The 13,186-nt window shown below is 66.8% G+C and carries 7 protein-coding genes and 1 pseudogene; 6 read left to right on the top strand and 2 right to left on the bottom strand.

What is annotated here, in order from left to right; genetic code table 11:
- Positions 1–448: 448 nt before the first annotated feature.
- The gene (mobF, locus tag QM641_RS11930; protein ID WP_415116749.1) at positions 449–3,892 is read left to right on the top strand and encodes a MobF family relaxase; all 3,444 of its coding nucleotides are present in this window, start codon (positions 449–451) and stop codon (positions 3,890–3,892) included.
- Between the two features lie 112 nt (positions 3,893–4,004).
- Here the strand turns inward: mobF and QM641_RS11925 are convergent, their stop codons facing one another.
- Complete coding sequence (locus QM641_RS11925; RefSeq protein ID WP_415116753.1) at positions 4,005–4,976, bottom strand: NAD(P)-binding domain-containing protein; 972 nt, start codon at positions 4,974–4,976, stop codon at positions 4,005–4,007.
- Positions 4,977–5,062: 86 nt separating this feature from the next.
- Between QM641_RS11925 and QM641_RS11920 the strand changes: the two genes are divergently transcribed.
- Positions 5,063–5,479 carry a winged helix-turn-helix transcriptional regulator gene (locus QM641_RS11920; protein WP_415116747.1) on the top strand — a complete coding sequence of 139 codons (417 nt, stop codon included), beginning with the start codon at positions 5,063–5,065 and terminating at the stop codon, positions 5,477–5,479.
- A 220-nt stretch (positions 5,480–5,699) separates the two neighbouring features.
- On the opposite strand, the gene QM641_RS11915 is transcribed toward QM641_RS11920, so the two are convergent.
- The gene (locus tag QM641_RS11915) at positions 5,700–6,050 is read right to left on the bottom strand and encodes a winged helix-turn-helix transcriptional regulator (RefSeq protein WP_415116745.1); all 351 of its coding nucleotides are present in this window, start codon (positions 6,048–6,050) and stop codon (positions 5,700–5,702) included.
- Positions 6,051–6,121: 71 nt separating this feature from the next.
- On the opposite strand from QM641_RS11915, the gene QM641_RS11910 reads away from it, so the two are divergent.
- The 4 genes and pseudogenes from QM641_RS11910 to QM641_RS11895 all read left to right on the top strand — a co-directional run.
- Positions 6,122–7,129 (top strand): zinc-binding alcohol dehydrogenase family protein, encoded by a 1,008-nt coding sequence (locus QM641_RS11910; protein WP_415116743.1) that lies wholly within the window; start codon positions 6,122–6,124, stop codon positions 7,127–7,129.
- Positions 7,130–7,221: 92 nt separating this feature from the next.
- Complete coding sequence (locus QM641_RS11905; RefSeq protein ID WP_415116741.1) at positions 7,222–8,277, top strand: hypothetical protein; 1,056 nt, start codon at positions 7,222–7,224, stop codon at positions 8,275–8,277.
- A gap of 91 nt (positions 8,278–8,368) precedes the next feature.
- Positions 8,369–11,524, top strand: coding sequence for a DISARM system SNF2-like helicase DrmD (gene drmD, locus QM641_RS11900; protein WP_415116751.1), 3,156 nt, complete (start codon positions 8,369–8,371; stop codon positions 11,522–11,524).
- Positions 11,524–13,186 (top strand): annotated as a pseudogene (locus QM641_RS11895) (SAM-dependent DNA methyltransferase); the annotation flags it as partial. The gene drmD and the pseudogene QM641_RS11895, both read left to right, overlap by 1 nt.

Below are 13,186 nucleotides of genomic sequence, written 5' to 3'. Positions count from 1 at the left end.
GCATCCTCACCGATGGAGCCCACGCCGCCGCAGACCCGCACGCCGCCGCCCGGCTGATCGAAACTGCCGACTTCTTCGCCTTCCTCCGCGCCGAACTCCCGGGCATCGTCGAACGCTGGCGAGACACCCGCTGACAGCCCAGGGCGGCTCGCCATGCCGCACTCACGTGCGACGCCTCGCCGAATCGCGCACGGACGATAAGTCATCCTCGCGGACGAGTACACCCGATTTCGCCGACCAGCAAGACATCACGACCTGAGGCCAACGAACAGAGCCGCCGTGAAGGCTAACTCGCTGCTCACAGCCTTGCGTCGTCTGAAGGCTCGATACTCCCCACTACGCCCGTCGTACGACTACGGATGACAGTGAGGCACGTATTTTACGGCGGGCCGTAGTGCGCACCTCTCTCACGAGACGACTCGTGAGGGAGGCCAGCGTGAAGGGCGGAGTGAAGCTGTTCCACGGCAGCGGTGCTGCCGCGCGCGCCTATGTCGAGGCCGACCGCTCCCGCGCTGACGAGTATTACCTCGGCGCAGACCAGGCCGTGGCCGAGTACGCCGTGATCGACGCGACCGGGGAGGTCACCGCCGCCCGCTCCCTGACCGCTGACGAGTACGAGGCGTGGGTCGATTGGGTGAACCCGGAGACTGGGGAGTCGATGGGCATCCCGCGCAAGGCGGGCGCGGTGCGTCGGGGGTCGCCGTTGTTCGCGGAGATGGTCATCAACGCCCCCAAGAGCCTGTCGGTCGCCGCCGCACTCCACCCCGAAGTCTCCGAGGCGTTGGACGCGGCGCAGCAGGACGCGGCACGGGAGATTCAACGGTTCCTCGGCCTGCACTCGGTCACCCTCGCCGGGCCGCGCGGAGCGCAGGAAGTTCTCCCGGTCGAGCACATGCAGACCGTCGCGATCACGCACAAGACGAGCCGTGCGGGTGATCCGCACCGGCATATCCACTTCCAGATCGGCACGAGAGTGTGGGCGGGCGGAAAGTGGCGGGCGCTGACTACCGCAGCACTGTTCCAGCAGCAGGGCGCGATCCGAGCGATGGGAACCGCCGTGATCGCCGCACACCCCGAGTTGGCCGAGACGCTGCACCGGCACGGCCTGACACTCGATCCCGTGAGCGGTGAGGTGGTGGAGTCGGAGCCGTTCAATGCCGTGATGTCGAAGCGGTCAGCGCAGATCAGACGCAACCTGGAACGCATGGAGGCCGAATGGCAGCAAGCGCATCCCGACGAGACACCCGGCCCGGCGTTGACCGCTCGGATGCAGGACGCGGCGTGGGCGTTCCAGCGGCCCGGCAAGAAGCCCGCCGACCTCAAAGACGAGCAGTGGTGGCAGCAGGAACTCCGCGACGCCGGCTACGACCCCGACCAGTTGCAGCACCGCGACACCGTTGCGCCGGCGTCGCTGGATGAGTTGAGCGTGCAGCAGGTCGCGAGTCGTGCGCTGGATCGCTGCGCGGCGGCTGCATCGACGTGGACACCGCACACCGTGCGAGAGCACGTCACAAGGATCACCACCGAGGCGGGTGTGCAAGCGACCCCGGCAGGGTTGCGGGAGTTCATCGACCTCGCCACCGGACTGGCAACCGGCGATTGTTTCTCGGTGCTGCCGCCGGGCATGGTGCAACCCGAGCACATCGCGCATCTCACCAGCCTGGAAGTCCTTGCCGCCGAGACCGCGCTGCGCGACCAGCTCACCGCCGCTGTACCGGAGCGGGAGCCGCAGCACCCCGACGTGACCGAGGCGGCGCGAGCAGCCGGACTCGATACCGGGCAGACCGTGGCCGCCGCTGCCGTGGCCTCGGCCGATCCGCTGGTGATCGTGGAGGGTGCGGCGGGTGCGGGCAAGACCACCATGCTCGGCGTCGCTATCGAGGTCGCGGCCGAGCACGGCAGGAGCGCACGGGTGGTTGCACCGACGTTGCGGGCGGCGCAGGTCGCGCACGAAGAACTCGGCGTGCCTGCAACCTCGGTCGCTGCACTCGTGTATGCGCATGGGTGGCGGTGGAACGACGACGGCGTATGGACACGCCTGAACCCCGGCGACCTCGACCCTGCGACCGGGAACGTCTACACCGGCCCGCCGCGCGATGCCGTGCTGTCGCGGGGTGAGCGGGTGATCGTTGACGAGGCCGGGATGCTCGACCAAGACACCGCCCACGCTCTCCTGACCGTCACCGCCGAGGCGGGCGCGTCGGTGGCGCTGGTAGGCGACCGGGCACAGTTGCCCGCCGTGGGTCGTGGCGGGGTGCTTGATATGGCCGCGCAGATCAGGGGCCGTACCTACGACATGACCGAACTCCACAGGTTCACCGATGCCGAGTATGCGGCATTGACGTTGGTCATGCGTGACCGGGAGCACCCTGGCGAGGTGTTTGACCGGCTCGCCGCGATGGGGCTTGTCACTCTGCACGCTGACGAAGATGTGGCCCGCGAGCACATCACCGAACACACCCACGACGGCGAGGCGATCACGGTCGCAACGAACGACGAGGCCGCCGAGCTGAACGAGCGCATCCGCGCCGGGCGAGTCGAGCGCGGCGAGGTCGACGACACCACGACGGCGGTCGGCAGTGACGGGCTGAGCATCGGCGCTGGCGACCTGATCCAGACGAGGAAGAACAGCAGCGACCTCGGCGTGGCGAACCGACAGCAATGGATCGTGCAGCATGTCACCGACGACGGCACGGTGTATGCCCGCGAGGTCGGCATCGGAGGCAAGCACCTGCGCACCGTCGCCTTGCCTGCCGAGTACGTGAGCGAGTGGGCGCACCTGTCGTATGCCGCGACTGCATACGGGGTGCAGGGTGCGACCGTCGATGCCTCGCACACGATGCTGTCCGAGGCGACGAGTGCGGCATGCGTCTACGTCGGCATGACCCGAGGCCGCGACACCAACCGTCTGCACGTCGTCGCGGAGAACCTGGCCGACGCCAAGGCGCAGTTCGTTGAGGCGATGGAACGCGACCCGGCAGACCGTGGCCTCGACCAGGCCACCGCCCAAGCCATCGACGCCGTGCAAGGTCTCGTCAGCGATGGCCCGGTACAGCTCGTCACCGACGAACTCGCCCGCCTCACGGCTGAGGCCGAACGAGCAGAACAACTCGCGGAGCGGTGGGAGCAGACCGCCGCGAGGTTCGACGCCCAACGCGCCGAACACAAGACCGAAGACGACGAGCACGCCGACGCACTCCACCGCGCCGAAGACGAGGCAACGCGTATCCGCGCCGAGGTCACCGAGCCGCTGACGGTGCAGGCCGAGGCAGACGGCACCACCTACCTCGCCGCTATCGAGCAAGAAGCCGCTGCCAGCAGCCGACTCGCCACTGTTGGCAGGTTCAGCAGGCGTAAAGCCCGCGCCGAGCACCGCGACGCGAGCGAGCACACCCGGACGGTTCAGGCACGGGTGCGCGACACGTGGGGCGAACCACCCCGCACCGCCGACACCCTGCCCGAGTGGGCGGCACGGCAAGCCGAGCGGCATGCCGAGGCCGACCCGCGCGTGATCGACGCCGCCCAGCACGTCGAGGCCGCGAGAAGCGACCGTAGCGAGATGCGGCAGCGGCACGAGCAGGAACGCCAGGCGCTGCTGGTCAGCGAGTACGGGCCGCAGGCCTTGATGCGTCACCGGGTCGGGATGCGACTGCCGAACCCAGCACAGCAAGCAGGACAGGCGCGCCAGCACGCCACCGCGCTACGAGCGGAGGCCGACTACCTCCGTGCTCTACCGATCCACGACGCCGCCGCACGGATCGAAACTACCCGCACCGAGCAAGAACAACGACAGCAGGCACTCGCCGAACGCGAACGGCAACTCAGCGAGCCGACCGAACGCGACCCACACCGCGACGGCCCCCGCCGCGACGGGCCAGGGCTAGGCATGTAACACGACCCCTGCCACGCTCATCGCGCGCGCCGTGTTCGAGTCGCTTCTGGGCACTTGGAGGTCGACTTTGCTCGCCTGAGTGCTGTCTTGATTGCAGCATTCCCGGCGTCAGTCAACGGATTGTGGCGGTGTCCCAGTACTCCTGCACGTCACTGATGAGGCCGTCTTGGACGGTGACAGTGCTGACGATGGGGCTGGATACCACGCCGCTCGGAGTGGGAAACAATCCTGTGGCGTGAACCACCGCACCGCGGGTCGTCTCCAATTCGGTTCGGATGTTCGCGATCCGCACCCCAGACACCTGAACCCGAGCAAGGTGCTCGCTGACGGCCTGTCGTCCTCGAAATGTCTCGGCGACTCCGATCGTCGGCCCGTAGGGAAACACCCACTGAACCTGTTCATGGAGCACCTCACCGATGGTTCTGGTATTGAACCGGGCGAGCATTTCGGGCAGACGATGCGCCGTGACCAGACCACGCAGCTCGGTGTCCGTCAACAGGCGTGGGAACGCCGCACCACCGGGATCGAGGACCGAGGATTGGGCGAGTGTGCCAGCAGACACCGGCGAATAGCCGGTGTCTGCTATCAACTGTTCGATACGCGGGCACTCATCACGTGCGTCTGTGGCGTACCCGACTGCCCACACGCCGGGGTTCTTGTGTGCACGAGAAACCAGCAGTTCGTCTTGAATGTGCGAGAACGCGCGCACGACCACGGACCCAGGCAGCAGACCCTCGAGCCATTGCCCTTCCGTCACCCCGCCGTGCAACGCTGACGCGGCACGGCCCTCTCGGATCGTCACGGCGTTCATGGTGTCCAGCACGAGGGTGCCCTCCAGGAGTGGTGCCAGGTGTGTCGCAACGTCGGCAGCGGCGTCGTGGCGCACTGCGAGCACGACAGTGTCGTGTCGCGCCGCGTCCTCGAACGTCCCAACCGTGACAGACCCCGGGACAGTCACGTGTGCCGCGGATGCTGCGGAGCGAGCGCCGAGCGTGACGTCGTACCCGGCATCCGCCCACAACGTCGCGAGTCCTTGACCGATCGGCCCGGTGCCGACAATGCCCACCGATCTACCAACTACCATCTGCACCCAACTCCTTGTGGTTATTATTCGTAACTATCAGCATTCACAGTAATTTCCATGCCCCGACCCGGCAAGAAGGCACTTCCATGACCGATACGCACACCGGAATAACCACCAGCTCCCCGACCATCGACCACGACTGCGAACCGAACCGGCCTGTCTGCGGTATCCGCGACGTCCTCGACCGCATCGGTGACACCTGGTCAGTACTCGTCACCATCCAGCTCCGACTCCATGGCCCACGTCGTTTCGGTCAGTTGCTGCGTTCGGTCGATGGCATTTCGCAGCGCATGCTCACCGTGACCCTGCGCCGTCTGCAACGCGACGGTTTGATCGACCGCACCGTGCTGGACACCTCGCCGCCGCAGGTCGAGTACTCGCTCACGGCAGTGGGGCACTCGCTGACCGACATTCTCAAGCAACTCGTCGACTGGGCAGCGACCAACCGCGCAGACATCGAAACCGCCCGTCACACATGGGATCAGGCCACTGCTGAACGCTGAGCGGCGTGCGATAAACTCGAAGCGCACACACGCCCGTACTCTCAGCTCAGGTGAGTGCGCTTGCGGCACCTCGGCTTGCCGCACTCATCTGCGCCACCGTAAGCCGGTGATCGTCGCGTGGTATGCCGACAGAGCACAGGTTAGAGTGCGCTCTGAGTCACGACCCGCGTGGTTTGTACCTTACGACTGCGATTCTTGGTGCGTGGAAAGCTTGACGACGTTATGCGGTGGCTCCGAAACTGTGTTCAACCCAGTCGCGCAGTTGCTTCAACGGTGCGGCGGCGCTGTGCCCGAGGTCGGTGAGTTCGTACTCGACGCGGGCAGGAACCTCCGGGTACACGGTACGGGTGAGCAGCCCGTGGTCTTCGAGACGTTTGAGGGTCTGCGAGAGCACCTTGGGGCTGATGCCCTCCAAGCGCCGTTTGAGTTGCCCGTTGCGCTGCGGCCCGTCTTCGAGCGCACCGATAGCCAGGGCGCTCCACTTGTTCGCGAGTAGGTCGAGCATGTCGCGGCACGGGCACATCGCCGCGTACACGTCGTTCCGGTCGCACTCGTCTACGGTCTGACTCATACGCTCATGGTATCCGATAGATACTAGATGACCTTGACGGTAACCAGGGCGGTTGCGGAACCATAGAGGCCATGACAACTACGACTGCTATCGGATACGAGAAGAACCTGCCCACCACCGACCCCGAGGCCCTGACCGCCCGCGAAGTCGACGTGCCTGAACTTGGGCCGCATGACCTGTTGGTCGAGGTCGAGGCGGTATCGGTGAACCCAGTCGATGTGAAACTACGGGCAGGCGCTCCCGCAGGCGGGTTCAAGGTACTCGGCTTCGATGCCGCCGGTACGGTGCGAGAAGTCGGCTCCGAGGTGACGCTGTTCGCCCCGGGTGATGACGTGTACTACGCCGGGAGCATCGACCGGCCCGGCACCAACCAGCGCCTCCACGCTGTGGACGAGCGGATCACCGGGCGCAAGCCGACGGCTCTCTCATTTGCTGACGCCGCTGCGCTCCCGCTGACCGCGATCACCGCCTGGGAAACGCTGTTCGACCGGCTCGCGCTCACCGAGAGCTCGACCGGCACACTGTTGGTGATCGGCGCGACCGGCGGAGTCGGCTCGATCATGCTGGAATTGGCCGACGCGCTGCTGCCGAACGTCACCGTGATCGCCACCGCTTCCGACGATGAACGCTCCGCCTGGGTGCGCGACCTGGGTGCGGAGCATGTCGTGAACCACCGCAACGACCTGGCCGGGCAGGTACTCGCCGTCGCGCCGGATGGTGTGGACTGGCTGTTCACCGCCCACTCGGAGGGGCAGATCGAAACCTATGCGCGGATCGTTCGACCGTTCGGGCATATCGTCGCCATTGACGACGGCCCGCGCGACGTGTTCCCACTCAAGGGCAAGAGCATCGCCTGGCACTGGGAACTGATGTTCACCCGCCCGCTCCAGCAGACCCCGGACATGATCGGGCAGCACCGGCTCTTGAAAGCCGTCGCTGACCTTGTAGATCAGGGCCGCATCCACACCACGGCCACCACGACACTCGCGCCGATCTCACCGACCACACTCCGCGAGGCCCACGAGTTGGTCGAGAACGGCCGCACAGTCGGCAAGGTCACCGTTCACAGTTGGGAGTAAACTGAAACTGCGCGCACGCGCACGTTCACAGGTGAGTGCGTTTGCAAAACCTCGGCTACGCGGTTACCGCGTACGGCGTCCAGGGCTCGACCGTGAACGTCGCACACACGTTGCTCTCCGAAGCGCTTGATGCAGCAGGCGTCTATGTCGGCATGACCCGCGGGCGCGATATGAACAGGCTGCACGTCGTCGCCAGCGATCTCGCAGACGCGAAGCAGCAGTTCGTCGATGCGCTCGCCCGGGACCGCGCAGACCGCGGACTGGAAGACGCCACCGAACGCGCGCGTGAGGCCGTCGCGGACCTCGTTGCGGACGGGCCCATGTCCATCGTGAGTGCGGAGCGCGACCGTATTGTCGAGCGGATCGCGAAGGCGGACGCAGAGCGAGAGCAGTGGGTGTTGGCAGCTGCCAGATTGCACGACCAGTCCCAGCGACACAAAGCCGAGTATGAGCCGCAGCGTGAGCTGGCGGAAGCCGCCGACGCGAAGGCTGCTGCCGTGCTCGCGGACGTTGTGGAATCGCTGACACAGGAGGCAGTCGCGGATGGCGCCACGTTCCTGGCTGCGCAGCAGAACGCCATCGCGGCACGCCGGGTCAAGGAGGGCGCGTCTCGGTTCCGCAAGCGCTCCACCACCCGCACAGCGAACGACGCAGACGCCCGCCGCGAGGAGATCGAACGGGCCGCGCGCGGCCGGTGGCAGAGTGTGCCCGGCAGCGAGAGCAATCTGCCCGCGTGGTCCGAGTCAGTCGCCCAGCACGAAGCCGGCCATGTGCCCGCCGCCGTCGAAGCACGCGCGGAAGCCACGCAGGCGCGCCAGATCATCAGCGAGATCGTCGCGAGGCAGTCGCGGGAGCGCATGGCGCTGTACGAGCGCGTTCTCGGGAGCCGACGTCCGAGCGCGGTTTCCGCGCGGGTGAAGGCCCTGCGCGAGCGGGCGGCGCATGATCGCCGCTACCTCGCCCAGCTCGATGCGCTTCTACCAGATGAAGCGGTAAAGCTCGTCCACGAGCGTGCTGTCCAGGCCGAGGCACCGCGCTCGGCCAGGGAAGAGACGCGGAAGGCAGCAGAAGCCCGTGCAGCTCGACTCCGTGACGACGACCAGCGGCGGCAGCGAGGGCCGAGCCGCGACGTTGGGCGACGTCTGTAGAGCAACCGGAAACGGTATGGTCAGGGGGCGCAGGCGGCGCTTCCTCGTCGGAATGTCATATGTCTACGCCAGAATGTGACGTGTGGCTGGAATGACGACGAGTGGGAATCGAGGGGTATCGGTGCTGCCCGAACCGGGTCAGGTCGTGGAAGTTCGTGGCTCCACTTGGGCGGTGTCGAACGTGCAGGCGCAGGGGTTGCCGCGCAGCCCCGCTGACGAGGCGGTCGCGCAGCTCAGCCATGTCGTCGATCTTCAGTCGCTCGATGAGGGCAGCCTCGGCGCGCAACTCAGCGTTGTGTGGGAACTCGAAGTCGGGCACACGGTGACGCCCGCTCAGGGTCTCCCCGACGTGATCCACGCGGACGGCTTCGACCAGCCCGAGACCCTTGCGGGCTTCATCGACGCGATGCGGTGGGGAGCCGTGACAAGCGCCGATCCGAACCGCTACCAGGCCCCGTTCTGGTCGGGCGTGAATGTCGAGGCGTATCAGCTCGAACCGCTCCGCCGCGCGCTCGGGGCGCCGCGCGCGAACCTGCTGCTCGCCGACGACGTGGGCCTCGGCAAGACGATCGAAGCGGGCTTGGTCATCCAGGAGTTGTTCCTGCGTCACCGCGCCCGCACGGCGGTGATTGTGTGCCCGCCGAGTCTGTCACTGAAGTGGCAGGACGAGATGCGGGAGAAATTCGGCCTGGAGTTCACCATCGTGAACTCCGAGCTGATGGCCGAGGTCCGCCGCACGCATGGGCTTCAGGCCAACCCGTTCCAGATCTTCCCGAGGGTGATCGTGAGCATGGCGTGGCTGCCCCAGGTGCGTGCGCAGCGATTGCTGCGCGACGTGTACGCGCAAGCGAGCAATCCCAAGACCGGCAGCCGGTACGCCTTCGACGTCCTGGTGGTCGATGAAGCACACCACGTCGCACCGTCGAGCCCGTCGGCGATCGCCGGTGGGCGAGGGTATGCCGTCGACACCCAGCGCACGGTCGCCGTGCGCCAGCTCGCTGAGAAGTGCGAGCACCGGCTGTTCCTGAGCGCGACGCCGCACAACGGACATCCGGAGTCGTTCACCGCGCTGATGGAGATGATCGACCCACGCCGCTTCGCCCGTGGTGCGAATCTCGACTCGACCGCGCTCAAGGACGTAACGGTCCGCCGACTGAAGACCGACCTGACCGGCAAGGCCTTCAAGAAACGCAAGGTCAGCACGATCCCGTTCGATCCCTTCGACGATGAGCAGAAGATGTTCACCCTGCTCGATGAGATCGTCACGAAGAGCGCGAAGCTCAACGGCACGAAGCCGACCGGCGACGTCGTGACGATGCTGCTGAAGAAGCGCTTCCTTTCCAGTCCATTCGCGTTCGGAATGACGCTCAGCAACTACCTCGCCTCGAAGGCGGGTCGCGGGCTGTCCGAGGACGAGTACGACGACATCTTCGGCGAGGGGCAGTCCGACGAGGAAGAAGGCCTCTGGGAGCAGGACGAGTCGGAGAAACTTCGAGAGTCCAAGGAGTCCGATCCGCTCAGCGCGGCTGAACCAGGCCAGCTAGAGACCCTGGCGAACTGGGGCTTGGGCTATGAGAGCCGCGCCGACTCTCGCCTCGATCAGCTGATCCGGTTCCTCGATGCCGTCTGCCGCCCTGACGGCAAGCTCTGGTCAAACGAGCGCGTCGTGGTGTTCACCGAATACGCCCACACCGTCGAGTGGCTGACCCGCGTGCTGCGCCAAAAGGGGTACAACGACGACCGCCTGGCGGTCATCCAGGGCTCGACGCCGCCTGACGAGCGCGAGTACATCCGCTCCCAGTTCACCGCCGACCCGTCCAAGGAACCGGTCCGGGTGCTACTCGCCACGGACGCCGCGGGCGAGGGCATCGACCTCCAGACCTACTGCCACCGGCTGGTGAACTTCGACATCCCGTTCAACCCGTCGCGCCTGGAGCAGCGCATCGGACGTATCGATCGCTACGGCCAGACCCAGCAGCCTGAGGTCTACCACTTCGTCCCCGAGCGGGAATCTTCGACCTACGGCTCGGACCTCCGGTTCATGGAGATCATCGCCCGCAAGATCGCCCAGGTGGAGTACGATCTCGGCTCGGCCAACCAGGTCGTCGGCGCGGAGATCCAAGGTCACTTCGGCAAGCGCGCCTCGACGAAAGCGAAGTCGAATGGCGTGGACACCAACGAGGTAATCAACCAGGCACTGGCCGGCGGCATGGAACTCAACGCCCGCCTGACGCAGCTCGAGCAGGGCTACGACGCGTCCCGGGCGGAGATGCACCTCGACCCGGCGAACCTGCGCCGCGTCGTCGATACCGCGCTGCGGATCAACCACCAGTCGCCGCTCGTCCCGAACTACGACTTTGCGCAAGACACCGACGCTGAGATCTTCACTGTGCCGAGCCTCACCGCCGGGTGGCGTGACACGCTGCGCGGCCTCGACACCCGGCTCGACCCGGGTGTGCTTCGACCGATCACCTTCGACCCGGACGTCGCCGAGGGTCGAGCGGACCTGGTGTACGTGCACCTCGGGCACCCGATCGTACAGAAAGCGCAGCGCCTGTTACGGCGCTCGCTGTGGAGCATCGACTCCACGCTGCGCCGTGTCACCGCGGTCGTCGTCGACGACCTCGAGGAGTCCTTCGTCGCGGCAGTCACGCGCATGGTGCTCGTCGGACGCGGCGGCGTCCGACTCCACGAAGAAGTGTTCCTCGCCGGTGTCCGTCTCCACGGCCGGCGCGCGATGGCCGAGGAACGAGCGGAGGCCGCACTTGATACCGCCCTCGACCAGGAAGACCTGGCGCTCGCTGACGATCGCGTGCGCGATCAGCTCTGCGACGTGTGGAATGTACCCGATGCGCCGCTCCGCCTGCGCCTGGAGGAGTCAATGCGGGCGCGTGCGGAACGTAAGCAGGCTCAGGTGACCGAGCAGCTCCAGCGCCGCGAGGCCGCCGACGTGCAACGCGCACGGGACATCTTCGCTGCGTTCCGGGCGAACCTCGGCGACTCCCTCGCGCGGTTGCGCGCTGAGGAGGCCGAATCACAGGGGCAGTTGTTCACCGACGTCGACCAGGCGCGCCAGTGGCGACGCGACCGTGAGGCGATGCAACGCCGCCTCGATGAGCTCGACGACGAAGAGGCACGCGAGATCACCGCGATCAAGGACAGGTACGCCGACGTGAAACCCCACACGACCGCCGCCGCCGTGGTCTTTGCGCTCACCGGCAACGACGCAGACGGGTGGCGCGACTGATGGCACGCCGACCCGTACGCAACCGTCCCGCCAAGAGCGCCGCGGACCTGCACCGCGCCTGGCTCGAACTTGTCGACACCGAAGGCCCGTTCCTGGCCATCCCAGCGCTGAAGCGCGTCTGGCCTGAAGGGATGCCGCAGCTCGCCGAGGCTCGCAAGGCCGCTCTTTCGGACGCCCGCAAAGACTTCGAGTCCGCTTGGGAGCGCTACGACCGCAGCGCCGGGTCCGACACCGCGCTGGACGCCTACCGCTCGGCCCGCGACAAGTGGGTCGAAACCGTGCTGCGCGACGTCGCAGGCTGGGCCGAGTCGCTCACCTGGGGCGAGGTTCCCGGTATCGCTGCGCAGTCGCCAAACCATGCGGTAACCGTCCGCGCGCAGGCTTCGCTCGACGGAGAGGATGGGGGCGGCGCGATCGTGCACGTCATCGACCCGGTCGACTCCCTCCGCGAAGTGCCGGGCGACCTGTGGGCGGCCAACCCCGTCGACCGCGTCGAGGCGATGCTGCGCGAGAGTAGTGTGCCGATCGGCATCGTCACCGACGGCCGCTGGTGGGGGCTCGTCTGCGCACGCGAGAACACGATGGCAGCCTCCGGCGTTGTCGACGCACTCACGTGGATCGAGGAACCCCGCACCCGCGATGCGTTCCTGGCCCTGATCGGACGCCAGCACCTCATCGGCGGTGACCCCGCTGAGCGGCTTCCGGTGCTCTTCGAGGAGTCCGTCGCCGCCGCTGAGGAGATCACCGAGGCGCTGGGTGCGCAGGTGCGCCGCGCGGTCGAGCTGCTCATCCAGTCCTTCTCCGAGTCCGCGGCCGACGCGAAGCGGCGCAATCTACCGGACCCGCTCCCGGCTCGCCCTCACAACAGCTACGAGGCCGCCGTCACCGTGATGATGCGCGTGGTCTTCCTGCTCTTCGCCGAAGAGCGCGGGCTGTTGCCCCAGGGTGAGCTGTTCGATCAGGGCTACGGCATCGCCGGCGAACTCGACCAGCTCATCGCCCGCGAGTCGGCAGAGAGCGAGGAAGCCCTCGACGCCACCTCCCTCACCTGGCACCGGCTGCTGGCCACCAGCAACGCCCTCTACCGCGGTGCGACCTTCGAGAACCTGCGCATGCCCGCGTACGGAGGCTCGCTGTTCGACCCGGCCCGTTTCCCGTTCCTGACCGCGACGAGCGACCTCGGCACGCTGGGCGTGACGGTTTCCGACCGGGTGATGCTGCACGTCCTCCGAGCCGTGCAGATCGCCGAGATCAAAGGTGAGGCCAGGCGCATCTCGTTCCGCGACATCGACGTCGAGCAGATCGGCTACATGTACGAGGGTCTGCTCGGCTACACCGCGACCGTCACCCCGGAAGTGGTGCTCGGTATCCTCGGCACCCGCGGAGAAGAGCCCGAGATCCCGCTGGTGAAGCTGGAGGAACTGGGCAGCACGAACAGCGACCGCAGGAAGCTCGCCAAGGCTATCCGCGCTTGGATCGAGACTGATCAACCCTCCGCGAAACCCTCCTCCGAGGCCGCCATCGCCAAGGCTATCGACGCTGCGGTCGACCCGGGCATCGTCAGCGCCCTCACCCAGGCCGTCGGCGACGACCTCGACCTGCGCGAACGCGTCAAGCCCTGGCTCGGGCTCGTGCGACTCGACCTGCGCAATCGACCGTTCG

The organism is Microbacterium sp. (assembly GCF_047605725.1).
Taxonomy (GTDB): domain Bacteria; phylum Actinomycetota; class Actinomycetes; order Actinomycetales; family Microbacteriaceae; genus Microbacterium.
The sequence above is the reverse complement of the archived record's forward strand: the minus strand, read 5'-3'. Positions and strand labels throughout refer to the sequence as shown.